Annotated in this window: 25 protein-coding genes; 12 read left to right on the forward strand and 13 right to left on the reverse strand. The window is 44.7% G+C overall.

The window, feature by feature from the left end; translation table 11 throughout:
- Positions 1–30: 30 nt before the first annotated feature.
- From ACFBZI_RS07695 to ACFBZI_RS07725, 7 genes are read left to right on the forward strand one after another with little or no spacing between them, the layout of a single operon-like run.
- Positions 31–651, forward strand: coding sequence for a tail assembly protein (locus tag ACFBZI_RS07695; RefSeq protein WP_375714474.1), 621 nt, complete (start codon positions 31–33; stop codon positions 649–651).
- Positions 648–5,414 carry a TipJ family phage tail tip protein gene (locus ACFBZI_RS07700; RefSeq protein ID WP_375714473.1) on the forward strand — a complete coding sequence of 1,589 codons (4,767 nt, stop codon included), beginning with the start codon at positions 648–650 and terminating at the stop codon, positions 5,412–5,414. Before ACFBZI_RS07695 ends, ACFBZI_RS07700 begins: the two co-directional genes overlap by 4 nt.
- Entirely contained in the window at positions 5,407–5,703 is a 297-nt protein-coding gene (locus ACFBZI_RS07705) for a hypothetical protein (RefSeq protein WP_375714472.1), read from the forward strand. The genes ACFBZI_RS07700 and ACFBZI_RS07705 overlap by 8 nt, the downstream gene beginning before the upstream one ends.
- On the forward strand, positions 5,690–6,754 hold the full coding sequence (locus ACFBZI_RS07710) for a hypothetical protein (protein ID WP_375714471.1): 1,065 nt from the start codon (positions 5,690–5,692) through the stop codon (positions 6,752–6,754). Before ACFBZI_RS07705 ends, ACFBZI_RS07710 begins: the two co-directional genes overlap by 14 nt.
- 11 nt (positions 6,755–6,765) lie before the next feature.
- Complete coding sequence (locus tag ACFBZI_RS07715; RefSeq protein ID WP_375714470.1) at positions 6,766–7,131, forward strand: hypothetical protein; 366 nt, start codon at positions 6,766–6,768, stop codon at positions 7,129–7,131.
- Entirely contained in the window at positions 7,128–7,460 is a 333-nt protein-coding gene (locus tag ACFBZI_RS07720; protein ID WP_375714469.1) for a hypothetical protein, read from the forward strand. Before ACFBZI_RS07715 ends, ACFBZI_RS07720 begins: the two co-directional genes overlap by 4 nt.
- Positions 7,429–7,971 carry a YcbK family protein gene (locus tag ACFBZI_RS07725; protein WP_375714468.1) on the forward strand — a complete coding sequence of 181 codons (543 nt, stop codon included), beginning with the start codon at positions 7,429–7,431 and terminating at the stop codon, positions 7,969–7,971. The genes ACFBZI_RS07720 and ACFBZI_RS07725 overlap by 32 nt, the downstream gene beginning before the upstream one ends.
- Before the next feature lie 38 nt (positions 7,972–8,009).
- Here the strand turns inward: ACFBZI_RS07725 and ACFBZI_RS07730 are convergent, their stop codons facing one another.
- The 6 genes from ACFBZI_RS07730 to ACFBZI_RS07755 form a co-directional block, all read right to left on the reverse strand.
- Positions 8,010–8,225 carry a hypothetical protein gene (locus tag ACFBZI_RS07730; RefSeq protein WP_375714467.1) on the reverse strand — a complete coding sequence of 72 codons (216 nt, stop codon included), beginning with the start codon at positions 8,223–8,225 and terminating at the stop codon, positions 8,010–8,012.
- Positions 8,226–8,720: 495 nt separating this feature from the next.
- Positions 8,721–9,176 (reverse strand): Aca2/YdiL-like domain-containing protein, encoded by a 456-nt coding sequence (locus ACFBZI_RS07735; protein WP_375714466.1) that lies wholly within the window; start codon positions 9,174–9,176, stop codon positions 8,721–8,723.
- Positions 9,169–9,366, reverse strand: a complete 198-nt coding sequence (locus tag ACFBZI_RS07740; protein WP_375714465.1) for a hypothetical protein — start codon at positions 9,364–9,366, stop codon at positions 9,169–9,171. The genes ACFBZI_RS07735 and ACFBZI_RS07740 overlap by 8 nt, the downstream gene beginning before the upstream one ends.
- Positions 9,367–9,417: 51 nt before the next feature.
- Positions 9,418–9,798 carry a hypothetical protein gene (locus tag ACFBZI_RS07745; RefSeq protein ID WP_375714464.1) on the reverse strand — a complete coding sequence of 127 codons (381 nt, stop codon included), beginning with the start codon at positions 9,796–9,798 and terminating at the stop codon, positions 9,418–9,420.
- Positions 9,799–9,923: 125 nt separating this feature from the next.
- The gene (locus ACFBZI_RS07750; RefSeq protein WP_375714463.1) at positions 9,924–10,256 is read right to left on the reverse strand and encodes a hypothetical protein; all 333 of its coding nucleotides are present in this window, start codon (positions 10,254–10,256) and stop codon (positions 9,924–9,926) included.
- Positions 10,257–10,383: 127 nt separating this feature from the next.
- The gene (locus tag ACFBZI_RS07755; protein WP_375714462.1) at positions 10,384–11,607 is read right to left on the reverse strand and encodes a tyrosine-type recombinase/integrase; all 1,224 of its coding nucleotides are present in this window, start codon (positions 11,605–11,607) and stop codon (positions 10,384–10,386) included.
- A 568-nt stretch (positions 11,608–12,175) separates the two neighbouring features.
- On the opposite strand from ACFBZI_RS07755, the gene ACFBZI_RS07760 reads away from it, so the two are divergent.
- Positions 12,176–12,820 (forward strand): FMN-binding negative transcriptional regulator, encoded by a 645-nt coding sequence (locus ACFBZI_RS07760; RefSeq protein ID WP_375715761.1) that lies wholly within the window; start codon positions 12,176–12,178, stop codon positions 12,818–12,820.
- Positions 12,821–13,023: 203 nt separating this feature from the next.
- Here the strand turns inward: ACFBZI_RS07760 and panD are convergent, their stop codons facing one another.
- The 3 genes from panD to ACFBZI_RS07775 all read right to left on the reverse strand — a co-directional run bounded on the left by panD (position 13,024) and on the right by ACFBZI_RS07775 (position 16,630).
- Positions 13,024–13,407 carry an aspartate 1-decarboxylase gene (gene panD, locus ACFBZI_RS07765; protein WP_375715762.1) on the reverse strand — a complete coding sequence of 128 codons (384 nt, stop codon included), beginning with the start codon at positions 13,405–13,407 and terminating at the stop codon, positions 13,024–13,026.
- Between the two features lie 173 nt (positions 13,408–13,580).
- Complete coding sequence (locus ACFBZI_RS07770) at positions 13,581–14,651, reverse strand: LpxL/LpxP family acyltransferase (RefSeq protein ID WP_375715763.1); 1,071 nt, start codon at positions 14,649–14,651, stop codon at positions 13,581–13,583.
- Positions 14,648–16,630: an ATP-binding cassette domain-containing protein gene (locus tag ACFBZI_RS07775; RefSeq protein ID WP_375715764.1), complete on the reverse strand. Its 1,983-nt coding sequence runs from the start codon at positions 16,628–16,630 to the stop codon at positions 14,648–14,650. Before ACFBZI_RS07775 ends, ACFBZI_RS07770 begins: the two co-directional genes overlap by 4 nt.
- Before the next feature lie 131 nt (positions 16,631–16,761).
- Here ACFBZI_RS07775 and ACFBZI_RS07780 point away from each other — a divergent pair, with 131 nt between their 5' ends.
- On the forward strand, positions 16,762–16,986 hold the full coding sequence (locus tag ACFBZI_RS07780) for a SlyX family protein (RefSeq protein ID WP_375715765.1): 225 nt from the start codon (positions 16,762–16,764) through the stop codon (positions 16,984–16,986).
- A 360-nt stretch (positions 16,987–17,346) separates the two neighbouring features.
- Entirely contained in the window at positions 17,347–18,765 is a 1,419-nt protein-coding gene (locus tag ACFBZI_RS07785) for an outer membrane protein transport protein (protein ID WP_375715766.1), read from the forward strand.
- Positions 18,766–18,945: 180 nt separating this feature from the next.
- Here the strand turns inward: ACFBZI_RS07785 and ACFBZI_RS07790 are convergent, their stop codons facing one another.
- The 3 genes from ACFBZI_RS07790 to ACFBZI_RS07800 form a co-directional block, all read right to left on the reverse strand.
- Entirely contained in the window at positions 18,946–20,019 is a 1,074-nt protein-coding gene (locus tag ACFBZI_RS07790; protein ID WP_375715767.1) for a L,D-transpeptidase family protein, read from the reverse strand.
- Between the two features lie 80 nt (positions 20,020–20,099).
- A complete protein-coding gene (locus tag ACFBZI_RS07795) occupies positions 20,100–20,795 on the reverse strand; it encodes an SIMPL domain-containing protein (protein WP_375715768.1) in 696 nt (231 codons plus the stop codon).
- Positions 20,796–21,154: 359 nt separating this feature from the next.
- Positions 21,155–21,574: a thioredoxin domain-containing protein gene (locus tag ACFBZI_RS07800; RefSeq protein WP_375715769.1), complete on the reverse strand. Its 420-nt coding sequence runs from the start codon at positions 21,572–21,574 to the stop codon at positions 21,155–21,157.
- A gap of 114 nt (positions 21,575–21,688) precedes the next feature.
- Between ACFBZI_RS07800 and mtgA the strand changes: the two genes are divergently transcribed.
- Positions 21,689–22,360 (forward strand): monofunctional biosynthetic peptidoglycan transglycosylase, encoded by a 672-nt coding sequence (gene mtgA / locus ACFBZI_RS07805; RefSeq protein ID WP_375715770.1) that lies wholly within the window; start codon positions 21,689–21,691, stop codon positions 22,358–22,360.
- 74 nt (positions 22,361–22,434) lie between these two features.
- Here the strand turns inward: mtgA and ACFBZI_RS07810 are convergent, their stop codons facing one another.
- Complete coding sequence (locus ACFBZI_RS07810; protein WP_375715771.1) at positions 22,435–22,653, reverse strand: hypothetical protein; 219 nt, start codon at positions 22,651–22,653, stop codon at positions 22,435–22,437.
- A 73-nt stretch (positions 22,654–22,726) separates the two neighbouring features.
- Between ACFBZI_RS07810 and ppk1 the strand changes: the two genes are divergently transcribed.
- Positions 22,727–24,883: a polyphosphate kinase 1 gene (gene ppk1 / locus ACFBZI_RS07815; RefSeq protein WP_375716335.1), complete on the forward strand. Its 2,157-nt coding sequence runs from the start codon at positions 22,727–22,729 to the stop codon at positions 24,881–24,883.

Here is a 24,883-nt window from a genome sequence, read left to right on the forward strand (position 1 = left end):
GCAAGGGCGGTTTTTTATTGGGTAAATCTCATGAAAACAATCCAACTGCACGGAATTTTAGCCAAAAAATTCGGTAAATTTTTTCGGCTCAAAGTACAAACCGCACGAGAAGCTACGCACGCTTTGGCGTGTCAAATCCCTGCGTTTCGTCAATTTATGCTAGACAGCGAAAAGCACGGCTATCGCTTTGCCGTGTTTACTGGCAAGGTCAGTAAAGCTAATAACATCGGCGAGAACCGCCTAGACTTTATCACTGATAAAAACACCATTCATATCGTACCCAAAGTTATCGGCAGTGGTGGCAAGGCAATGGCATGGCTACAAGTGGTGGCTGGGGTGGCACTGATTGGCGTGGGGGTTTTTCAGGGCAATTTCGCCCTAGTCGGTGCAGGCGTTGGCTTGCTGTTGGGCGGTGTATCAACGCTACTCATGCCCACACCGCCACTTGGCACGCAGGACGAAGACGGCAATAGGGCAAATAACGGCTTTGGTGGGGCAGTTACCACTGTTGCCCAAGGCAACCCTGTGCCTGTGCTATATGGCGAGCGAGAAGTAGGCGGATTTGTGGCATCTGCCAGCATCATAGCGGAAGATAAAGTGGTGGCGGGCGTCGATGCCCCAAGAGCGAGATTAGGAGTGTTTAGACGATGATTAGCGGTGCAAAAAAACAAAAAAACCAAGCCCAAAAACCCAATATCCAAAAAGACACCACCGCCAGCACTGAATTTGTGCAGGCGTTGTATGGCTTGGCAGAAGGGGAGATTTTGGGCTTGGTGGACGGTGGTAAGTCCATTAAGCTGGACGGCACGCCCTTGATTAACGACAACGGACAGCCGAACTTTGACAATGTATCTTGGGACTTTCGAGCTGGCACGCTCAATCAAGACTACATTAAGGGCTTTAGCAGTGTGAATAACGAGAGCAATGTGGGCGTTGAGCTAAGACACGATAAACCCTATATCAAAGCCATTAATAACACCGCCCTTGATGCTGTGATTATTCGCTTAGGCTGGGGGAGCTTACGAGAACAAAAAGACAATGGCGATATTGTCGGCTATCGTATCGCTTATGCCGTCGATGTGCAGACTGATGGCGGTGCGTGGAGCGAAGTGCTGAACACTTTTATTAACGATAAGGCAAGCCAAGGCTATAAACGCAGCCACCGTATCGAGCTGCCTAAGGCACGCCGTGGCTGGACAATCCGAGTTCGCCGCACGACGCCCAATCGTGATAGTGAGCTGATTGGCGATAGCATGAGCGTGGTTGCGATAACCGAAGTCATCGACGCCAAATTGTGCTATCCTTTGACTGCTTTACTGGCGGTGAAATACGACGCTGAGAGCTTTAGTAATATCGCCAAATTATCGGTGCGTCTGCGTGGTAAGTTAATCCAAGTTCCTAGCAATTATAACCCAACGACACGCAGCTATAACGGCATGTGGGACGGCACTTTTAAGCTGGCGTATTCCAATAACCCTGCGTGGGTGTATTATGACATTTGCACGCACAAGCGGTATGGGCTAGGCTTAACCGTGGACAAATGGCAACTGTACCAAATCGCCCAATATTGCGATGAGATGGTCGATGATGGCAAAGGCGGTAAAGAGCCACGCTTTACTTGTAATGTGTACTTACAAAAAGCCGAAGACGCTTATCAAGTATTGCAAAGCCTAGCCAGCGTATTTCGTGGGCTAACATTTTGGGACGGTACGCAAATTGTTGTCGATAGCGATGTGCCAAAAGACCCAGTTTATACCTTTAGCCGCTCAAATGTGGCTGGTGGGGAATTTATCTATTCAGGCACACGCCGTAGAGACCGCCATACCGTCTTTAAAGTCGGTTGGGATAACCCTGATAACGACTATAAGACCGAGTATGAGATGATACGAGATGATTATGCCATCGCCAAATACGGCATCAATATCTTGGACATTAACGCTTTTGGCTGTACCAGCCAAGCCCAAGCCCAGCGAGTGGGGCAGTGGGCGTTAAAGACCGAGCAATTAGAGACGCAATCTGTATCTTTCAAAACTGGCTTGGACGGCTTTATCCCCAAGGTTGGCGATGTGATTAATGTGGCGGACAATGTACGAGCAGGGCGAGCGATTAGCGGACGCATTGCCGCAGTCAACGGCAATAAAATCACGCTGGACAGAAACGCTGGCAGCATAGGCAATACGATTGTCATCGGTGAGCATACCGCCAAAATTACCGCCGTTAATGATACTGTCATTACGCTAGATAAGCTAATCAATGCCAAAGCAAATGAGATTTGGGCGATGACAGCGGACGATTTGCACTTAGCTCAATACCGAGTGATGAGCATTGCTTATGATGATGCGTCGTTTAACATTACCGCCATTGAATACCGCCCAGAGAAGTATAGCGATGCAGTGCGGATTGAGCCACGCCCCATCAGCGTAATTAAGCCAACAATCTTATCCGCCCCAAGTCAAGTATTGCTAACTTCGCACTCACGCACGCACCAAGGGCAATCTATCACCACGCTTAGCATCAACTGGGAGCAAGTCAATGGGGCGGTGGGCTATATTGTGGAGTGGAAAAAAGACGATAACGCTTGGCAAAAAAGCAAAATCGCCAGCCAGTCTATCGATATTGACGGCGTGTATAGCGGTAATTACACGGCACGAGTGGCGGCGGTGGACGCATTCGACAATCAATCGAGCTTTGCTACTAGCGTCTTGACTACCGTAACAGGTAAGACTGGCAAGCCCAAAAAGCCGATTGGTCTTACCGCCAAAGGTGGTTTGTTTAGTATGATGATTGCTTGGGCGTTTGACACAGGCAGTGAAGATACCAACTTTACTGAAATTCAAGTCAGCCCTGATGGACGCACGAACATTAGCACACTGGCTACTTTTGCTTATCCGACAAATAAGCATGAAATTACAGGCTTGCAGGGCAATTTGACCCAGTTTTATCGTGCTAGAATTGTCGATAAATTGGGCAATGCGTCGGACTGGACAGCGTGGGCAAATGGCACAACCGAAGCCCAAGCCGAAAAAGTGCTAAACTTAATCAGCGGTCAAATCAACCAAAGCCACTTGCACCAAAGCCTAAGTACGCCGATTGCTAAGATTGCACCGCTTGAAACCAGCATTAACAGCACACGAAACGAGCTAAACGCCAGTAAAACGACGCTCAATCAAGCGGTAGCAAATATCACAACGCACAGACAGCAAATCACGCAAGCGGTGGCAAATATCACTAGCTTAATGAGCGATAAAAACGCCAAAACCCAGCAAATTACTAATCTGACGCAGTCGGTGAATAATCATGCGTCGTCAATTCGTGAATTGTCGGTAACGACTGGTACGCTCAATCAAAAATACGGCGAGCTAAAAACGCAGGCGGATAATGCCACCAGCCAAATCACGCAGATTACCCAAACTCAAGCCACGCAGGCGGCAAGTATCGAGCGAATGGGGGCGAGATTTGACAGTTTATCTATCGAAAATCGCAATTTGTTGATTGATAGTGAGTTTAATTCAATCAAAACTTGGAACAGTCATACACGCTCATTCACAAAAACAAACTTCAAGCACCGCCAGTTAATTCGTGTGAACTCAAATAATGTCAAGCAACAACAAATTGGTGTAGTGCATGCAACAGAACAAAACTCACTAAAACAAGGAGAAACTTACACACTATCATTCAACGCTCAAGGCACAAGCGGATTTATCAAAACTGGCTTGAATTATATCCTTTTTACTCGCCATAGCTCAGAAGGTGGTGTGTTTTTTGTTCCAAAAATCAATATCACTAATAACCTTGATACACGACACCAAATTACATTTGTCGCACCATGGACAAGTAATACTGTACGCTTGATGATTGGGGCTTTGGGTAATTTTTCGGAGTCAGATTGGTTTGAGTTCCACAGTGTCAAGCTAGAAAAAGGCAACATCGCCACAGACTGGACGCCTGCTCCTGAAGATTTGCAAACTGCGATTGATGGCAAGGCAAGCAGTGCAGATTTGCAGACGCTAAAAACCACGCTAGCCAATGCCGATACAGCGTTAAGCCAGCAAATCACCGCCATGGACGCTGCTTACAAGCAAGCAGACAGCCAAGCCAACGCCAAGATTGACAGTGAAATCACGGCACGCAGTAACGCAGACAGTGCGTTATCAAGTCGGATTGATAGCTTAGATACTGCTTACAAATCTGCTGATAGTAGCTTAACAAGCCGTATCGCTAGCGAAGAAACCGCACGAGCGACAGGCGATAACGCCAACGCCCAAGCCATTCGCACGCTAAACAGCACGGTACAAGGCATCAATGGGCGTGTCGGTACAGCAGAGAGCAAAATTACCACACTTGAGCGAACCACAAGCGATGCCACGCAAGCACTGGCAACAGCTCAAAGCCAGCTCAATGCTCGGTTTGATAATTTGGCGGTGGGCGGACGCAATCTGCTCAGAGATTCAGGCACGACAAAAACAGCAGGCTATTCTACACGCTATCGACTGACAGACGCTCCAGCCGTGGGCGAAGTGTTTTCTGTAACGCTTTGGGGCGAGCTTGGAGCGGATAGAAACGGTGAAATCGGTGTATTTAACAGTCGTGGCTGGGGCGAAATCACCAAATTAACCAAAATCTCCGATGGCGTGTACCATGGTACAGGCACTTGGAAGCTGGCAAATGGCGGAGATGACAGTGCTGATCAGGCTGATAATACGCATCTTAATCTGTACTTCTACCCACGAAATGCCAACTCTGTATCAACGATTAACAAAGTCAAAATGGAGCGTGGCAATATCGCTACCGACTGGACGCCTGCTCCTGAAGATACGCCGTCCGATGCCGTAACCACCGCCATGCTTGATGAGTACAAATCCGCTCAAGCGACCAAAGACACCGCCAATGCCCAAAAAATCACCACTTTGCAAACGCAGGTCAATGGGCAAACCGCCAGCATTCAACAGCATGCGACAAGTATTGATGGATTAAAAGCCCAATATACGGTCAAAGTTGATACTGGCGGACGAGTGTCAGGCTTTGGCTTGGCAAGTGGTGGCGGTGTGTCAGACTTTGCCGTAAACGCCGATAAATTCTATATCGCACCGCCTACTGGCAGGGGCAAGGGCATCACGCCATTTGTCGTGCAGACTACCACACAGACGATTAACGGCGTGCGAGTGCCAGCAGGGACTTATATTAATGATGCCTTTATTAAAAATGGCTCAATTAATATGCTCAAAATCGCCGATAGTATCCAGTCGGATAATTATGTGGCTGGGCGGAGTGGTTGGCGGTTGTACAAGAATGGTGAGCTTGAGATTAACTCAAGTTTTGGCGATGGCACAAAAGTTACGCTAACCAGTCGTGGCTTGGTTGGCTATTATAGCAATGGCAAAAAAGCCTTTGAATTGGGAGTTTTTAATGCTTAAAACTTACAGCAAAGACGGCAAATTGTTGGTGGGGCTTGATGGCGATTTTTTAAAATTGGTCGGTTTTATCACCGTGCCTGCCAATAAAAATGCACAGGGGCGGATTAATTTTACCGCCCCAGCTGACCGCCAAAAAGTTTATATGCCCATTGCTCAAGGCTTGGCACGACAAGATTTTGCGGTCATTCATGTGGACAATCAAACAGGCGATTATCGCTATCTTGAGCCGTATAAGTCGGACAATCGTTTTATTGCCGTGGAGTACAGAATTTATTATGGCTATATTTAAAACTTACAAAGCAGACGGCAGTTTGCTACTTGATGCCAATTTGGTCAAATATGGGCTGATTAAATCATGTGGCTTTGAATATCGTGGTGACAGTGCATCAAACCCAGCCAACATTTTGCACGATGTGGTCAAGGGCTTGTTTTCTCATGTGTTCACGGTTGATGTGGTTAGTCAAAACTGCCCAATTTGCTTTATTCATTATGATGGGACAATTTATGACAGTTATGGCTTAATCAATGGTGGGCGTGATTATAATTTCGTCTATCCCTTCAAGGTGCTAAAAGGCAAAAATGGCTATCGGTTTTATTTCGGCTCAATCTCAGCAGACCCCAGAATGCTTGATAAAATCCGCTTTTATTTTTTTGATGCGTTTATGCAAAGAGAAACCAAAGTTGGATTAAATCTGTATGACCAAAATGGCGTGCTGACTTTTTCAACCGCCAATCCGCCACTGCACATTTGTCATAGTTTGGTGGCGTATAAGCCCAAAGCCAGCTACATACCCAAGGCGATTGCTTATGACAGAATAGATGGTAGTGATGGCGGTGCGTATCTTGGTCAAATTTTACAAATCGCTCAAGTCAAACAAACGCAGCGACGAGAGCAATTGCAAATCGTCCATGATTATATCAGCCAATACCTCGAAACTGGGCAAGTGGCTGGTAAGCCTGCTGTAACCCATGAATTGAAAAGATATTATTTCAACAATCAGCATGGCGTTTGGGGGCAAGCGATGGATAACAGCTTAGATTATGTTGTCAAACTGCTGGATAAAAACAGACGCTATGCCACCTATTGCACCGCCGAGTCACAAATCGGCACAGTGGATATATTGGGCAGTTTTGGGCGTGATTTGCGTACCACAACTTTTTCAAGCATGGGCATCAATGGGGCAGTGCTGGCTTTGGCATGCGTTAAAGATGTGCCATTGTCAACTGACCGCTATGTTCTGCGTAACGGCTCAAGATTTGACTGGCTGGATAAAACCACCCAAGCGTTTCCCAATATTTTAGTGGCAGATGTTACCAATTTACCTTTTCCTTACAATTAGGGGGCAATACTGTGATAATCGAAGGGCTGCAAGCCCCTTTTTTAACTTCGTGGCTGGGCTTTTGGCTGTTTAGCATGATGGGCGGTCTTGCCAGTGGCTTTGTCAAGATTGATGATATTGATAACCGCCTGCGACACCCATTTATCGCCAAGCCCTTAATTGGCACGATTAGCGGCATGGCGATTGCGGTATATCTCAACCAAAACGCCGAGCCACCGCCGCCAACCTTGCTATTTTGGGCGTTTATTGCGTCGCTGCTTAGTACGCCGATTGTAACAGGTCTGTTGGTGTTTATCTCTGACCAACGCCGCCAAGACCAGATTTACAGCAAAGCCAAGGACAAATTTCTACCGTGGTCAAAGGAGGATAAGCAATGATAATGTATGTCAATGTGGCATGTTGCGTAGCGGGTCTTAGCGTCGGTTTATATACATTCATCAAGCACGCCAATGACCATGTTACCGATACTTGGCTAGTGTCGGTGGGTAATTTGGCGTGGGCGATGATGGGCTATTCAATCCTTGACCAGTTTTTTGAGCATTTAGACCCATTCGAGATTACTTTTACACGAGTAGAGACCTTTGCACGCATTTTATTTTTAATTTACTGGTGCGGCGTGCTGCTACAAGTCCAAAAGCACTGCTTACGATACAAACTTAAAAAGAGAAAGAAACATGAACATCAAAAATATTCAAAATCAAATTAATGTAACCGCCGATGGCATTTGGGGCGAGCAGTCCAAGCAGGCGTTGCGTGCCGCCCTAAACGCTGGCAAAGTGATTAAAATCACCGACAATATCAGCTTAAATGAGCTGATTATCAGCCCAACCGCCAAACGCTACGGCATTGATAATATCCCCAATCAAGCGGTGCTACAAAACCTGATTGATAGCAGTGTCAATCTGTGGCAACCTGCACGAGAAATTCTAGGGCAAGCGATGCACATTACCAGTGGCTACCGCTCGCCACAGCTAAATAGCAAAGTGGGCGGAGCGGCAAACTCTGCCCATAAATTCGGCTATGCCATTGATTTTCATTGTCCCAAATTCGGCAACACTCGCCAAATCGTGCAATTTTTAGCCAAAGAATTGCCAAAAAAAGGCATCAAATTTGACCAAGCCATTATTGAGTATCCCAAAAGCCCCAATTCTTGGGTGCATCTGGGCTATAAGCACCCCAGCGGCAAACAGCGTGGGCAGGTGTTTGTGATTGGGTAGAAAATGCCCCCACCAATTCAACAGCGGGGGCGTTTTTATTAATATTGCACTTCAACCGTTGGCTTTTTGCCCTTGTAGCTACGCATGATGGCGTTTTTGGCGAAGTCGTAGTAGATTTTGTTGTTATTTGCGTTTAGGTTGTATTCACGGTCAGTCACTTGGTTAAACTGCTCAACGGTCATATAAATGCGTTTGATGTCGCCTTTTTCCCAGATTTTGCAGCCCATTTCAAGTAGTGTATTTGCGATAGTCATTTTAAATCTCCTGTACGCCTTTGGCGTTTTCAAGTTCATCAAGTGCGTTATTGCTCTTGATGGGGTTATTATATAAGGGAACTTATATAAAGTCAAGCATTATTTTCAAATTTTTGCAAAAAAAATCAATTTTTTTTCTACAAAAAGTACAAAAAAACTTGCATTATCATCAACAATATGTTGTAATGATAGCACAGGTTGAGTTACAGGCGTACAGCCTGCTTAGAAAGTGATATTTTTAGGGTTTCAACCTGTGTTATCAGACGCACAGTCTGCTTAGAAATTGGTATTTTTTACTTTAATTTTTAAGTATGTTTTTCGACCGCACAGGTCGCTTAGAAAATATTATTTTTAATTTTCAATCGTAAGGTTGTCCTTAAAAGTAATAACTTTTAATATTATCGGTCGCACAGATCGCTTAATTAACGCTTTTGAAATTCGAACTTTTTCGATGACAAAAGTAAAAAAACCCCACTGTAACAAGTGGGGTTTTTGTTATTCACAATCATCAATATGTTCATCGTTGAACAAAATCCAGATTTTACAATCTTGGGGAATTTCGGCATTTTCATCAATCTTAATTTTGCCAATGGTGTACAAATGAGCCACCGCAGACTGATACGCCCGAAAAGTGGCGATATGAGTAACGCCAGTGGCGGCGGTAAAAAAGTCAAAATGAGCAAAATAAGGGAAAAATGCTCGCTTGGCGGGGGCAACTTCATCACTGCGATGAGCTTTGTTGTATTCATCGGCATATTCTTCAATGAATTTTATGCATGATGACAACAAACCGCCCAAATCTATCATCTGCATATGCACATCGGCAGGGATTGGCATTTTGCCCGCTTCCCAATATTGAATTGTGCGTGGGCGTATCTCAAGCACTTCTGATAATTCATTAACAGACAAGCCAACCGCTAAACGGCTGGCTTTTAATTCAGTTTTATTCATGATTTGTCTCCGTGATTTGGTAGTGTTGCCTAAGCAGCTTGCGGCATAATTCGCTAAAACTGCCGTCATCTGCATCAATCTTAGCCAGTAATTCGGCATCTTTTTCAATGTGAAAATCAATTCTTTTTTGGCGTCTCTTCTGCTGATATTTTTTAATCGCTCTTAGCGTGTATTCTGGGGTTTTTGTCATGATTTGTCTCGCTAAAAAAGCCAGTTTAACGACTTGGCTGGGTCGATGAGATTAAACAGTTTCGGCAAATTGGCAAATGTGCTGTACCACGCTTTCAACCAGTTTTGTTACTTCAAAATATAAGTCGGTGGGGTGGTTGGGTTTTGCCCAGATTGCATCTTCGCTAAATTCGCTAAAAACGGCGTCTTTAACTTCGCTATAAAATGTGTTGCCGTCCAAGTCTAAGCCCCAGCCTGTGCTTTGGTCATACTGGATTTGACCGTATAAATTGCTGTCGTTGATAGATACCATCACATTGACACCAACCCAGCCTTGGCGGTACTCTTCATCGCCCATCTCAAAGCCATATTCTGCGTTATAATCAATCACTTCGTCCAATTCGATAGCGATATTGAAAGTTTTGCCAGCGGCGGTTAGGTTTAAAGTTTTCATATTGTCTCCTATACGCTAAAAAGCGGTTTTAGTGTTCATCAAGTGCGTTATTGCTCTTGATGGGGTTATTATATAAGGGAATTTATATAAAGTCAAGCATTTTTTGCAAAAATTTTCAATTTTTTTTAGTATTGGATTTCCAAGCTTGGGCGGTTCTTTTTGTAAACCATATAAATCGCTTTGGCTTTGAAATCGTAAAAATAAGTGGTGTAGCGTGAATTTAAGATGCTTTTGCTGTTGGTCGCTTGATTAAATTGGGCAACAGTCATATAGATGCGTTTTTTGCCGTAGTTTTCCCAAATTTTTAAACCTAGAGCAAGTAGCGTATCAACAATATTTTTGCTGTCTGCCAAGATGGCTTTGATGGCAAGACCAAAAGTGATGCGATAATCATCGCCTGCTTTGATGATGGCTTTGGTTAGTGCGTGGGCTTTTTTAAAAAGTTCTGATTTAGTCATTTGAAATCTCCATACGCTCAAAAGCGGTTTTGGTTGCTGTTCTTTATGTTTTGTATTATATAACTTCCGTTATATAAAATCAAGCGAAAAATGAAAAAAAATTGGGTTTTTTTTTGCAAAAAAAAAATCAAAATCGCAAACTGTCTAGGTAGTCTGCCCATGCTTGTAGCATTTTTGTCCGCTCTGGCAAGTATAACGCATGATTATAGATGCCGCTGACTGTATTATCGACATGTGCCATTTGTAGATTGATATGCTGCGTGTCATAGCCCATGCCGTGCAAGTAAGTGGAGCCAGTCGATCGCAAATCATGCCCAGAAATATTATCAAAACCCATGTAGCTGATGGCTCCGTTTACCGTCATTTTGCCAATTGGCTGGCTTGGGTTTTTGTTCGATGGAAAAACAAACTCGCCAAGTCCGCTGATTTTGTGCATTTTTTCTAACAGTTGCATCATCTGATTAGACAGCGGCACAATATGCGGACGGTCGGTTTTCATGTTGCGTTCGCCTTGCTTGCGTCTTGAGATTTCTGCCAGCGGAATATTCCACAGCCTGCGTTCAAAGTCGATATGTTCCCAACGCATAAAGCGTGCTTCTTTGGCTCTACACATGGTATATAACATAGTCTGTATTACGCCAATTGTGGACGGCATGCCGCCGTATTCTTGAAGTCTGCCTAAAAATTGCTTAAGCTCATCAAGTGTCAAATCTCTGGCATGATTGATGGGCGGACGCTCAACTTCACCCTTGGCGGCAATCGTTGGGTCGTGTAAGCCACGCACTGACCGCATCGCATGACGAAAAATCAGACTGACAAGCTGGCGGCACATTTCGGCGGTAACTTCGCCAGTGCCACGCTTGCCACGGTTATTTGTCACATTTTTTAAGGCGGCGTGCATCATTTCGATAATATCAACAGTATCAATCTCTTTAATAGCTTTATCGCCGATTTGGGGCAAAATGTGCCGTCTTAGATGACCCTTGATTTGCTGGATATAGCCAGCGGATCGCTTTTGTTCCAAGCGGCTAATGAAGTTATCGGCGTGGTATTTGAACAAATCTTGGCGTTCGGCTTGCTGTGTCTTGCGGTCTTGTCGCTGTTTGGTGATAGGGTTGATGCCTTGCTTGAGTAAATTTCGCATCTGCAAATGTTTGGCTCGTGCGTCTGACAAGCTCAAAAGTGGATATTCACCAAGCAACATCATGGTCGCTTTTTTGTCAAATGAAAAGCGGTAGTACCAGTATTTTTTGCCGTTGGGGCGGACTTCGATGCACAAGCCCTGTTGGTCGGTTTTGCGATAGACTTTGTTGGTGGGTTTAAGATTTTTGATTTGGGTATCTGTGAGCATAAGATTTTGAGTGTAGCAAAAATGTACTCAATATTATACTCATTTTTTGTTGCGTTACAATGATTAAAGATGAGACAAAATGAATAAACTTTTTCACGCTAAGTATTGCACGGCTTGAATTTGACTATTACTCATCTTTACTCATGTTTAATCATTGTTTGTTAAGTGTTTTTTATCTATCATTAAAATCATGGCAATATTCCTTAAAATGCTTAAGCCTTGTTATTTATCATTTTTTATGATTTAACCGCTGTATTTTATCATGATGTGGCTATGGTTAAAAGTCAAAAGATGGTAAAAGATGCCAAATGTGCGGTTTTGGCGATTATTTGCTGTGATGGTTGGGTGAATTTGGCTGATTTTGGGTGGATTTGGAAATTTTTGGGCAAAATTAAGGATTGACTTGGCAAATTGGCTGTGCTTAAATGACTTGATATTTTGTGTAATTTTGATGATTTGTCTTGATGAGCTTGATTGCTTGAATTGTTTAATTTTTGGCAAAGTTTGATAGATTTTCTTGATTTTTTTTATTAAATTGTTTATTAAGTTTATTGATTAAGGTTGAATGATGTTTATCCCCAAATGTTTTGCTCAGACGGATCGCCGTGAGATTTTTCGCTTGATTGCCGAGTATCCGTTAGCGACCATCAGTTATGTTGCTGACGGTAAGCCGTGCGCTTGCCATGTGCCTGTGATTCATGTGGTTGAAGATGGCGTGGATAAACTCATCACCCATGTCGCTCGTGCCAATCAAATTTGGCAACATACCGACACGCCGTGGCTGCTGGTTTTTATGGGAGCAAGGCATTATATCAGTCCCAACTGGTATCCAACTAAGGCCAAGACGCACAAAGAAGTGCCGACTTATAATTATCAAACGGTGCATATCACCGCTGCAGCGACGGTACGACAACAGCTTGATGGGGCAAAGCAAGTGCTGGCACAGACGACAGATTTTTTTGAGACGCAGCTGGCTGGACAAACCGACCACACGCCGTGGCAGCTTGATGATGCACCGACAGAATATGTGGATAATATGTGCGATGCCTTGGTGGCGATTGACCTTGAGATTTTGGACATTGCCGCTCAGTTCAAACTTAGCCAAAACAAACCGCCAGAAAATCAAGCAGGCGTTATCGCTGGACTAAATCAGCTGGCGACGCCAGAAGCGGTGCAAATGGCCAATTTGGTGGCAAAATTTGCCAAAGACTGAATTAAAATGCTTGGTTTGTGATGCATTGATTTATCTTAAAATCATCATGGTTTAAGCACTTTTGTGAACTTTAAAGTAATTGGCATAATTAATATTTGCTTAAAATTATTAAATTGATATGATACCAAAAATAAAAACGAGACGGCATAAAGCAATCTCGTTTTTATTTTTATTTTTATTTTGGTAAGTTAAATTAAACTGATTTACCAAACCGTATTGGCAGGTTCATAATGCAACACTTGAGTGATGTGGTTTTGCTCATCAACCAAAACCACATTGGGTTTGTGGGTTTTGGCTTCATCATCATTCATCATCACATAAGACATGATAATCACAATGTCGCCCGCTTGCACTTTGCGAGCAGCAGCACCGTTTAGGCAGACAATGCCGCTGCCACGCTCACCAGCGATGGTATAGGTCTCAAAGCGTTCGCCATTGTTGTTATTGACGATGGCAACTTTTTCATTAACCAAAATGCCAGCAGCGTCCAACAGGTCGGTATCAATGGTGATACTACCAACATAGTTCAAATCGGCTTGGGTTACAGTGGCACGGTGAATTTTGCCACCAAGTAGTGTACGAATCATAAATTTTCCTAAGGTTATTAAGTAGTAATAATTATCATGACAATTGATAATTATTTATATAATCTAATCATACATATTAATCATCGGTGTGTTTATACAGATGGTTGATAAGTTTAAATAAAAAGTTGTCTAATATTAAGGCATGGTTATCTGCTATTAGGATTCATCGCCAATCATGACAAATCTTGATGATAATAATTTTTGCCATCGGCTTGGTTTTTGAATCGGCGGTGAAACCACATCCATTGGCTGACATCTTTTCGGATATTGGTTTCAACCAAGCGGTTAATGCGTTCGGCATCAAGCATTTCATCATCGCTGGGGTAGTTATCCAGTGCGGCACTTAGGCTGATATGATAGTGCGGACGGCGGCCACGGGGGATATAATCTGGCGTTTGGCGAATCATATCCATCATGATGACGGCAGGGGGATTGGTTTTGTCGCCCATCTTTGCCAGTCGGCGTTGTGCGGTGATGGTGGCGGCAGGCACGCCAAAAAAAGTCGCCATCACGCCATGTTCCAGACCAAAATCTTGGTCGGGCGAATACCAAATCACTCGCCCAGCTTTGATACGAGTGATGAGTTTTTTCATATCACGGCTGGAGATTTGCTCATCAAAAATCCGCCGCCGTGCATTATAAATAAACCACTCAAACAGCGGATTGTTCTGCGGACGATAAACGCAGTCCGCTGCAAAAAATTGCGTACAAAAACGACCGCCAAGATCCAAAGTCGTGTAATGACCGCCGAGCAAAATCACCGCTTTGCCGTTTTTTTGGGCATCAATCAGATGTTGCAGACCTGAGATGCTAAAGGTTTTGACAAAAACATTGGGGCGAAACCACGCACACAGACTCTCAAAAATGCCAATGCCTTGATTGATAAACACTTGGCGAGCGATGGCAAGGCGTTCGGCATCGGACTTGTCGCTAAAGGCAAGTTTTAGATTAATCAAAGTGTCCTTGACCCGAGTTTTGGCAAGCAAAAATACCAATTTGCCAAGCTGTTTGCCCAGCCAAAATTGCAGTCTTAATGGCAGATAAATCAAGGGCAAAATCAGCAAAAACACCAACCAAAATCCCCAGTTTTTTGGGTGCAAAAACGACCATAAAAATGGCTTGGCGTCCGCCATTTGAGTTTGCTTGTGCGTATCGGTTAGGCTTGGTGTGCCTTTGGTTGGCGTGGTGGCGGTTTTTTTGGTTTGGCAACCGCAGCTGTGATCAGAGTTTGATTGGCAGCTCATTTGGCAATGCTCTCCAGTTCGTCCCAACGCTCAAGTTTGATAAGCAACAACTCATCAATCTCGCCCAGTCGCTCACTGGCAGCAGTGGCAGCTGCCAAATCGCTGACAAACCAGCTACCATCTGCAAGTTTGGCAGATAAGGTGCTTTGTTCGGCTTCTAAGGTTGCGATTTCATCAGGCAGGCTGTCAAGCTCACGCTGCTCTTTATAAGACAGTTTGCGTTTTTGGCTGGCGATTTTGGTGGTATCTTGCTTGTCTTGAGCTGCTTTGGTGGATTTGTCGGATTTATCGGATTTGTCATCAGATTTTGGCTTATCGATTTCAGGCTTAGCGGTTTTTGGCTGGCTTGCGACAAATCTGGCGTGTTGCACCAGATAATCTTCATAACCGCCGACATATTCACGCACCACGCCATCGCCGTGCTTGTCGGTGTCAAAAACCCAAGTTTGGGTAACGACATTGTCCATAAAAGTGCGATCATGGCTAATGAGTAACACCGTGCCGTCAAAATTAACCACAAAATCTTCGAGCAGCTCAAGCGTCGCCATGTCCAAATCGTTGGTTGGCTCATCAAGTACTAAGACATTGGCAGGTTTTAGCAACAATTTGGCGAGCAACACTCGAGCTTTTTCGCCGCCAGATAAGGCTTTGACTGGCGTTCTGGCACGATTTGGCGTAAATAAAAAGTCTTGCAAATAGCCCAAAATGTGTGTTTTGCGACCGCCAACTTCGACATAATCCGAGCCTTCAGAGACATTGTCAGATACTGATTTTTCGGGGTCTAAGTCGTCTTTTAATTGATCAAAAAAGGCGATGTTTAAATTCGTACCCAGTTTGACCGAACCTGACTGAATCGCTGAATTATCAAGCCCTAAGATGGTTTTGATTAATGTGGTTTTGCCCACGCCATTTTTGCCGATGATGCCGACTTTATCGCCACGAATGAGCAGGGTGGAAAATTGCTTTAGCAGAATTTTGTTGTCATATTCTAAAGTTAAGTGATTGACTTCACAGACAATTTTGCCAGATTTTTCGCTGCCATTTTGGCTGATTTGTACATTACCCACGACATCACGGCGTGCTTTGCGTTCTTCACGCATGGCTTTTAAGGCACGCACTCGTCCTTCGTTGCGAGTACGGCGTGCTTTAATGCCTTGGCGAATCCATGCTTCTTCTTGGGCAAGTTTTTTGTCAAATTCGGCAAAGCTTTTTTGTTCGCTGGCAAGCTCTAGCTCTTTTAATTCTTGGTAGCGAGCATAACCGCCCACGCCTTGAGCGACATCATAGCTGGATAGCTGCCCACGGTCTAGCTCGATGATGCGTGTGGCTAAGGCATCGACAAATTTACGGTCATGGGTGATAAACAGCACCGTTAATTTTTCGTTTAATAAGAAATTTTCGAGCCAATCGATGCTTTCGATGTCCAAATGGTTGGTCGGTTCATCAAGCAGCAGCACATCAGGCTTGGTAACTAACGCTCGAGCCAGCAAGACACGGCGTTTGCGACCGCCAGACAGTTCATCAAGTTTGGCATCAGTGTCCAGTCCCATGCTGTCAATCAAGGCCTTGGCTTGGCGTTCAAAATCCCAGCCGTGCAGCGTATCTAAGGTATGTTGCAGCGAAGTCATCGCATCGCAGGCGGCATTATCGCCATGACTGCAGTCAATACTGGCTTGATGATACGCCGTCAGTGCTTGAGCGATGGTCCGATTGCCGCTCATCACCACATCTAGCACGCTGGCAGATTGGTTTGGCACATCTTGGGCAAGCATGGCGATTTTTACGCCATCTTTAATCAGCACTTCGCCGTCATCAGCGTGTAAATCGCCAGTGATGAGCTTGAGCAGGGTGGATTTGCCTTCGCCATTGCGTCCGATGAGACAGACACGCTCATTCGGCTCTAGGCTAAAATTTACGCCACCTAAGATGGGAGCGACACCAAACGCCAGATGGATATTTTTTAATTGAATCAACGCCATAACAGTTATTAAGATTTAGACAATTTGCCGACTATCATACCAAATTTTCCCCAAATTTTCCCCAAAATTTACGGAGAATGTCGTAAAATAACGCTTTTAATACAACCCATATAATAAATACTGTGATTGATATGACTATTGATACGACCGAACACGACCTAATCGAGCTACAAACTCGCATCAGCTTTTTGGAAGACACTTGCGACAGCCTAAGTGCCATCATCGCTCGCCAAGACAAGCAGCTTATTGATATGCAAGACCAGTTGCGACTTTTATATCAGCAAATCCAAGCCAAAAATACCGATGTCGGCATTGCACCGTTTGATTTGTTGGCAGATCGTCCGCCGCATTATTAACTTTTGATTTGTGATTATAAAGATTGATTGCCATAAAATTGTTATAAAAATTAACAGGTAATTCTCCAAAACACGCTAAAGCACCAAAAGCATGCCAAAAACAACAACTGTGCAGCACCGCCCAAAAGTGTGATTTTTTTTGCTCAATTATTTAGCAAATTTGCCGTTTTGTAAGTTTTTTGGATAGATTTTTGATAAATTTGCCAGAAATATTGCAAAAACTGTCAATTTTTCCCTTGTTTTGTCTATAAAATTGTTTTAAGATACGAGTGTACAAACATTGACATTTCTGTGTGCTTATCAGAAAGGTGGATTTTGTGCCTTTTAGGGATTTTACTTGGATTTTATTTGGAGAATGTGATGAGCTTAAAATTTGGATATAAAGCACTCAGCATCGCTGTGGCATCGACTTTGACGGCCACTGCCGCACACGCTGCTGGTATGGATCGCTCAGGTCAGGATATTACGGCGTTTTTGCAAGACGGCACTTATGCAGAAGCGGTTTATACTTATATCGATGCTGATGTCGCAGGCAAGGACATCGCTGGCAAACCTGTGTCAGATGTTGCTGAAGCTTACGACTTTTTCCGCTATGGCGTAAAAACAGACATCAATGATACTTTTAGCGTCGGTGTGCTGTATGATGAGCCATTTGGGGCGGCGGTACAATATCGTGGTGATAATAATTTTGTGGCTAATGGCGATGCGACAACACAGGCATTGGTTAAGACTGCTACGCCAGCAATTCAAGCCAGACTTGAAGCAAGTTCAGCATTAACTCCAGGGCAAAAGACTGCATATAAAGAATTGTTAAATCAGCTAGCACCAACAATCACCAGTCCAGAGTTGGCACACGGTACTGCAGACTTGGTTCGTGGCAATCCTGTTACCAAAGGCATTGCTGATACGCTAGATACCATTGCTAATACTGCTGACAGCCTAGATGGTCAAGGTACCAATGTAGAAATCCGTACCAACAATATCACCATGCTGGTTGGTGCTAAATTGGGTGCGAACAAAAACTTCCAAGTATATGGTGGTCCAGCAGCACAGCGTCTAAATGGCGAAGTGCATTTGCGTGGTACAGCTTATAGTGGCATGAACGGCTACGATGCTCGCATCGCCACCGATACCCAAGTCGGCTGGGTGGCAGGTGTGGCATATCACAAGCCTGAAATTGCCCTAAAAGCAGCTTTGACTTATCGCTCAGAGATTGAGCATGAAAGCACCATCGCCGAAACCGTACCAGTGTTGGCATTGCGTGGCTTGGATACACATACCAACCGAGACTTTAAGGTAACACTGCCTGAATCATGGAACTTAGATTTCCAAACTGGCATCAACCCAACCACGCTACTGACCGCCAAAGTGCGTTATGTGCCTTGGGCTGATTTTGACATTCGTCCGCCAACTTATGGCGACACCACCAAAGTCGCCACTGGCACAAGCCTACCAATCGTCAGCTACTCAAAAGACCAATGGTCGGCTGAGCTTGGTCTGGGTAAGCGTGTCAGCGATCGCTTGGCAGTGTCTGGCTCAGTGGGCTATGACAGCGGTGCAGGCAATCCTGCAAGCACACTAGGACCAATCAAGGGCTACTACTCAGTTGGTTTGGGTGCTAAGTACAATGTTACGCCACAATGGTCGCTTGCCGTTGGTGGTAAATATCTGAAATTTGGCGATGCCACTGCTCAAGTGCCGACAGGCGCTAAAGTGGGTGAGTTTGCTGACAATGACGGTTATATCGTTGGTGTCAAATTGGCATATCAAGCCAAATAATCAGTTGGCATTGTCAAGTCAAAATTGAATTAAAAACAGCTCAAGCAATACTTGGGCTGTTTTTTTTGGTGGGTAATTTACAGGATTTATAACCAATAATGCAGGTCAAGAACGCAACTTAGTAAAAAGACCTTTTGCAAAAACAGAAGGTCTTTTGATTAAAATCTGGCTAAAAAAGCATTAGCGGATTTCAACAGTTGCACCATTTTCAATCACAGCAAATAATTCCAGCACGTCCCAGTTGGTCAGGCGGATACAGCCAAGCGACGCTTGACGGCTGATGCCTTCAGGGATTGGCGAGCCATGAATACCATAGCTGGGCTTATTTAACCCCATCCAAGCGACGCCAACAGGGCTGTTTGGCCCTGGTGGTAGATAAAAAACTTTTGGCTCATCGCTGTCTTTATTAACCGTGGCTTTATAAGTTGGCATTTTGACTTTATTGACAATCTTGTATTTGCCACCCGGTGTGCTGCTGGCATTACCACCGACTGTGGTGGGATAAGTGGCGACCAGTTGATCACCGTGATAAGCATACAAAATCTTATCGCTGCGATCGGCAACCACACGAGTGATTTTGCCATCAAACGGCTTGCCTGTATTGATCACGGTGATGGTTTCGCCTGCGACAAACTTTTTATTTGGGTTGAGTTTTTTTAGGTAGGCGATGTCCATATGAAAGCGTTCACTGAGCATCTCTTGGATACTCTCATAGCCCAGTGCTTTGAGCTTTGAGCGAGATTCGGCATCGTTGGGCAGTTTTTTGTATGGGCCTTTGGCGTCCGCTTCGGTGATGGTATAAGACACCAAAACTGGCTGTTCGGCAGGAATATTGGCAATCAGGGCGTCCCAAGTGGCCTGATTCATCTTGCCAGTGGCTTCAAGTCCTTGAATTTTTTGAAAATTCACCAAGGCTTTTTTGCTGTTCATGCCCCAGCCACCATCAATTGGGCCGGGTGATGCGTGATTCCAGTCAAGCAAAACTTGCATTTTTACCGTCATGGCGGTATTGACTTTCATATTTTCTGACCACGCCGATTCATTGACACGACGGGCATATTCGTCCAAGCCATGAATGGTAACACGCTTGCCGCCTTGCTCGATGCTGTTGATGCTGCTGTGGTCGGTTTGCGTTGGTACAACCACTTCGCCAGAGATGATGTCATCATCGGCATTTGCCAAGGCGACATTAACCGAATTAGCTGACAAAATGCCTGCGATGGCAACGGTCAAAAATTTGTTTGCTTTTATCATAAAATTCTCACGATAATCTAAAATAATCATAACGCTTATGATAGCACAATTTGCCAAAAGATGATAAATCTGCGATTGGGTTATTTGACCAGCTCAATCGTACCATTGGCGGTGTAGGTCAGTGTGGTGTTGCCTGCTTCTAGGCTTTGCGATTCGATGGCACTGCTGGCATCGGCGACTTTCATTGACATTGCTGCCATGGGGCGGTAGTAGTGGTTGTGATTACCGCCAAGGCTGACATTGACGATTTTATAACTGCTTGAGCCAAAGGCTTGGCTGATGGTGGCAGCTTCATCACCAAAACGCTTGATGGCTTGTAGTTGTAGGCGTTTTTCTTCGGATTCTCGCAGCTGTTCTGAGACGCTAAAGCCGATATTTTCCATGACCATAATCGATTGTAAATCGGCAATGAGCTGGCTGGCTTTTTCAAAATTATTGCTCTTAATTTCTACCGATACCGAGCCAGTAAAGCCGACAATTTTATTGCTACCATTGGCGTAGCGTGGGTAGGTACTTTGTCTGCCTGTGCTGACGCTCACTTCAGGATAGCGTTTGGCGATTTGCATGGCGGCGTTAATGCTGCTGTTTAGTTCTTTGGCGATGGCGGTGGCAGTGGCAGCTTGGGCGGTTTTGCTCATCGTGGCACGCATTTCGTCGTTGGCGATTTCGCTTTTGACTTCGCTACTAAAGCTGATGCGATTATACTCATCAGCGTGGGCAGGCAGGGCGGCTAGGGTGGTCATCAAAACGCCAGTAAGAAAAATTGGGCTTTTCATAAATTGTCCTTGGATTTGGGATTTCTAAATTGGTCATGCCATGAACCATTTGTATTAGCCATATTATAAATCCAAATCGGACAAGCAATGTAACAGACTGGGATAAAAATTGTAAAATTATGCGAAATGCTGTGAAAATTTGCTAAAATTGGTGAAACTGGAGCAATAAATTATTGCTATTATCATAATAAGCCATTATAAAACCGCTTGGTCGGTTTGTTTTGTTCTAGCAAAGATTTTAATTGGTAAGCAGGTTTAAAAATATCTCTGATTGGATAAATGACTAAATTTATAACTATTTTATGAATTTTTATTAAACTATCACACAATGATTGCGTTTGATTTTATTAAGATAATCATCAAACATCATGCAGTAAAGATAAAATATCCATCACGCCAAACGGATAGCACAACAGGCGTGTTTTGGTGATTAGCACAGGAATCAGCACACCCAAAGCATCAATCAGCTGCTCATCGCTGGCATTTGCCAAATCCAGCAGTTGCAGTGTTGGGGCGTTGCTGGTTGTGGCAAAGGCTTGCTTAATGACAGCGTGGCTTTTATCGCACAAATGACAGCCATCAGTGCCAATCAGATACCAAGTGTTTGGGTCATTTGCCCCAACGGATTGATCATCAATGGGCTGGCGATAAAAACTGCTCAAAATCTTAGCAATCAAAGCCGTGTTGTCCGTCTGCGATAGGGCATGGCGATTGGTTTTGAGTGTTTTTAGTGCATCAAAATTGGCAAGTTTTGGCAAATCGTGGTTACTGATTGTCATTGTATTAAAATTTTTATTAAATAAAATAAAAATAAACCATCAAAAATTGCCGCTATACAAGACATTGGCAATGGTTTATCATGTACACAATTGCTGTGTTTGGAGTATTGTAGCGTGTTTCGTTGGTTTTTTAAATGGATAATAACGCCACTGTTGGTGCTATTTATCAGTTTTCATCTGCTGGTGGCAGGGCTGTTGGTGCTTTGGGGCAATACGCCTGTCAATCATTCTGCGTTTATGCTGTGGCATCGTCTATCTGGCGGCAGCGTAACGCAAAATTGGGTGGATTATGAAAACATCGCCAAAGCTGCCAAACAAGCTGCCATTGCCAGTGAAGATGGCAAATTTGCCACGCATCACGGCTTTGACTTTGATAGCATGCAAGCGGCGGCACAAGCCAACGAAGCCAAAGGCGTGGCGGTGGCGGGTGGCTCAACCATCAGCCAGCAACTTGCCAAAAACCTATTTTTGACATCGCACCGCTCATATCTGCGAAAAGGCGAAGAAGCGATAATTACGCTGATGATGGAAACTTTGTGGACCAAACAGCGGATTTTGGAAGTGTACCTAAATGTTGCCGAATTTGGCGAAGGCATCTACGGCATCGATGCGGCGGCACGGCATTATTTTCAGCGTTCAGCAGCAAATCTTAGCCGTGAGCAGGCAGCGTTATTAATCAGTTTGTTGCCCAATCCCAAATATTATGGCAAAAATCTTAACGCCAAGCGATTAAAAAACAAGCAACGCATTGTCCTAAGACGCATGAATGCCGCCCAGTTGCCATGATTGATGGTTGTGATGAACGATGATTGTTGATGATTGATGGTTTGTTGTCAAATTGCCATCATTCACAAAATTATTCAGTTAATTGATTGATTAGCACGATAAATCACTGCATAAAAATCAACTTGGCATATTGGTTGGCAAATTGGAGTATTTAAAGTAAAGTGTCGGCACGCCAAAATATTTTGGACAAAGCAAATGCCATAAAAGCCATTGAATCCTTGGCAAAATTTTTGTACACTAATTTTACAGCCTAAAGATGGATATGCCAGCGCTGTGCTGGTGAATTTTGCCATGATTGATACCATTCGCCTGCGACCATTGCCTGTTGCAATTCGCCAAATTCTGACAACTTTTAGGGATTTTGCCATGACTGAACACGCCCAGCCAACCGAACCAAACGCCAGTCCTTTACATACCAAATTGACAGAACTTGAGAATTTGTTTGATGAGCAGGGCGGATTTACGCCAAATTGCTACATCAACCGTGATTTGTCGGCACTCAGATTTCAGCTGCGAGTGTTGGCACAGGCGGCCAATCCCAATCACCCTTTGCTGGAGCGTATGTTCTTTTTGACCATTTTTTCGTCAAATTTGGACGAGTTTTTTGAGATCCGTGTGGCGGGTCTATTACAAAAAATGAAACAAGGCGACAAGGTCAGCAGCTTAGATGGTCGCAAGCCCAGCGAGATTTTGCAAATCATCAGCACCATCGCTCATGGGGCGGTGGCGGAGCAATACCGTATGCTCAATGATGACATTTTGCCTGAGCTTGCCAAGCACGAAATCCGCTATCTACGCCGTGATGATTTGAACGACAAACAGCGAGCTTGGCTGCGTGAATACTTTATTAGCCAAGTGATGCCAGTTTTGACACCGATTAGTATCGATCCAGCTCACCCATTTCCACGCTTGGTGAATAAGTCACTGAATTTTATCATCAGTTTAGAAGGCAAAGACGCTTTTGGGCGTGATATTAACCGTGCCATCGTGCCTGCTCCCCGCTCACTACCACGAGTGATTCGTCTGCCTGATGAGCTGACTGGCGGCAAAGAGCATCATGTGATGCTTTCGGCAGTGATTCACGAAAATGTCGGCGAGCTGTTTTTGGGCATGAAAGTGACTGGCTGCTATCAATTTCGCCTAACACGCAATGCTGATTTGGCGTTGGCGGACGATGTTGATGATATTGCCAAGGCATTAGAAGGTGAGCTGGACAATCGCCGTTTTGGTCAAGAAGTGCGACTGGAAGTAACGACCAATTGCCCACAAGAAATCAGCGACTTTTTGTTAGAAGAATTTGCCCTAAGCGACTCGCAGCTGTACCGTGTCAATGGGCCGGTAAACCTGACTCGGCTTTTGACCAGCTTTGACCGCCCAGAGCTTAAATTCTCACCATTTACCGCTGCCATTCCTAAGGCATTTCGTGAGATTGACATGAGCGATACTGGCTCAATGTTTGCCGCCATCAGTAAGCAAGATGTGCTGGTGCATCACCCATTTCATGCCTTTAGCCCTGTGGTCAATCTACTTTGGCAAGCTGCCAACGACTCTGATGTGCTGGCGATTAAGCAGACGATTTACCGCTCTGGGGTCAATTCGGAAATTGTCCAAGCCTTGGCCGCTGCCGCCAGAAATGGCAAAGAAGTTACGGCAGTGATTGAGCTGCGAGCCAGATTTGATGAAGCGTCAAACATCGCTGTGGCAAATATGCTCCAAGAAGCTGGGGCGGTGGTGGTCTATGGCATTGTCGGCTATAAGACACACGCCAAGATGATGCTAATAGTCCGCCGTGAGCAGGGCAAAATCCGCCGCTACGCCCATTTGGGTACAGGCAACTATCACGCAGGCAATGCCAAGGCTTATACCGATTATGGGCTGTTTACCGCCAACACCGAAGTTACCGAAGATGTGGCGGCGGTATTTCAGCAGCTGACAGGCATGGGCAGACCGCTGCCTGCCAAGCAGATTTTGCACGCCCCATTTACTTTGCACGATACTTTGATGCGTCTGATTGATGATGAAATCGCCCACGCCAAAGCTGGCAAAAAAGCACGAGTCATCATGAAATTTAACGCCTTGACCGAACGCAAAATCATCAATAAGCTGTACGAAGCGAGCATGGCAGGCGTGCAGATTGACCTGATTGTCCGCTCAATTTGTTGCTTGCGTCCGCAAGTGGTGGGTTTGTCCGAAAATATCCGTGTGCGTTCGGTGGTGGGCAGATTCCTTGAGCATACTCGAGTGTATTATTTTGCTAATGATGTCGAAAACGGCGGCGTTGAGCGGCTATATTGCAGTTCAGCCGACTTGATGGATCGCAATTTATTACACCGTGTTGAAGTTGCATTCCCAATTTTGGATAAAAAGTTATTCAAAAAAATCTACCAAGATGGCTTGATGAATTATCTAAAAGACGATGTGCAGGCGTGGGAGCTGTCTGGCAAGGGCGAATGGCACCCATTGTCGGTGCTGGGTGAGACGCACGATGCCCAAAATTATCTGCTTAAGAAAATCACATCATGA

This window comes from Moraxella marmotae (assembly GCF_042219885.1).
GTDB lineage: Bacteria > Pseudomonadota > Gammaproteobacteria > Pseudomonadales > Moraxellaceae > Moraxella > Moraxella marmotae.

Bases quoted from the DNA above. Each gene is read 5' to 3' on its own strand.
- ACFBZI_RS07760 (WP_375715761.1), top strand. From the start codon at position 12,176: ATGTTTATCCCCAAATGTTTTGCTCAGACGGATCGCCGTGAGATTTTT.
- ACFBZI_RS07785 (WP_375715766.1), top strand. From the start codon at position 17,347: ATGAGCTTAAAATTTGGATATAAAGCACTCAGCATCGCTGTGGCATCG.
- ACFBZI_RS07795 (WP_375715768.1), bottom strand. From the start codon at position 20,795: ATGAAAAGCCCAATTTTTCTTACTGGCGTTTTGATGACCACCCTAGCC.
- ACFBZI_RS07755 (WP_375714462.1), bottom strand. From the start codon at position 11,607: ATGCTCACAGATACCCAAATCAAAAATCTTAAACCCACCAACAAAGTC.
- ACFBZI_RS07780 (WP_375715765.1), top strand. From the start codon at position 16,762: ATGACTATTGATACGACCGAACACGACCTAATCGAGCTACAAACTCGC.
- ACFBZI_RS07770 (WP_375715763.1), bottom strand. From the start codon at position 14,651: ATGAGCTGCCAATCAAACTCTGATCACAGCTGCGGTTGCCAAACCAAA.
- ACFBZI_RS07745 (WP_375714464.1), bottom strand. From the start codon at position 9,798: ATGAAAACTTTAAACCTAACCGCCGCTGGCAAAACTTTCAATATCGCT.
- ACFBZI_RS07740 (WP_375714465.1), bottom strand. From the start codon at position 9,366: ATGACAAAAACCCCAGAATACACGCTAAGAGCGATTAAAAAATATCAG.
- ppk1 (WP_375716335.1), top strand. From the start codon at position 22,727: ATGACTGAACACGCCCAGCCAACCGAACCAAACGCCAGTCCTTTACAT.
- ACFBZI_RS07720 (WP_375714469.1), top strand. From the start codon at position 7,128: ATGATAATGTATGTCAATGTGGCATGTTGCGTAGCGGGTCTTAGCGTC.
- ACFBZI_RS07775 (WP_375715764.1), bottom strand. From the start codon at position 16,630: ATGGCGTTGATTCAATTAAAAAATATCCATCTGGCGTTTGGTGTCGCT.
- ACFBZI_RS07800 (WP_375715769.1), bottom strand. From the start codon at position 21,574: ATGACAATCAGTAACCACGATTTGCCAAAACTTGCCAATTTTGATGCA.
- ACFBZI_RS07730 (WP_375714467.1), bottom strand. From the start codon at position 8,225: ATGACTATCGCAAATACACTACTTGAAATGGGCTGCAAAATCTGGGAA.
- panD (WP_375715762.1), bottom strand. From the start codon at position 13,407: ATGATTCGTACACTACTTGGTGGCAAAATTCACCGTGCCACTGTAACC.
- ACFBZI_RS07705 (WP_375714472.1), top strand. From the start codon at position 5,407: ATGCTTAAAACTTACAGCAAAGACGGCAAATTGTTGGTGGGGCTTGAT.
- ACFBZI_RS07810 (WP_375715771.1), bottom strand. From the start codon at position 22,653: ATGGCAAAATTCACCAGCACAGCGCTGGCATATCCATCTTTAGGCTGT.
- ACFBZI_RS07700 (WP_375714473.1), top strand. From the start codon at position 648: ATGATTAGCGGTGCAAAAAAACAAAAAAACCAAGCCCAAAAACCCAAT.
- ACFBZI_RS07710 (WP_375714471.1), top strand. From the start codon at position 5,690: ATGGCTATATTTAAAACTTACAAAGCAGACGGCAGTTTGCTACTTGAT.
- ACFBZI_RS07735 (WP_375714466.1), bottom strand. From the start codon at position 9,176: ATGAATAAAACTGAATTAAAAGCCAGCCGTTTAGCGGTTGGCTTGTCT.
- ACFBZI_RS07725 (WP_375714468.1), top strand. From the start codon at position 7,429: ATGAACATCAAAAATATTCAAAATCAAATTAATGTAACCGCCGATGGC.
- ACFBZI_RS07695 (WP_375714474.1), top strand. From the start codon at position 31: ATGAAAACAATCCAACTGCACGGAATTTTAGCCAAAAAATTCGGTAAA.
- ACFBZI_RS07750 (WP_375714463.1), bottom strand. From the start codon at position 10,256: ATGACTAAATCAGAACTTTTTAAAAAAGCCCACGCACTAACCAAAGCC.
- ACFBZI_RS07790 (WP_375715767.1), bottom strand. From the start codon at position 20,019: ATGATAAAAGCAAACAAATTTTTGACCGTTGCCATCGCAGGCATTTTG.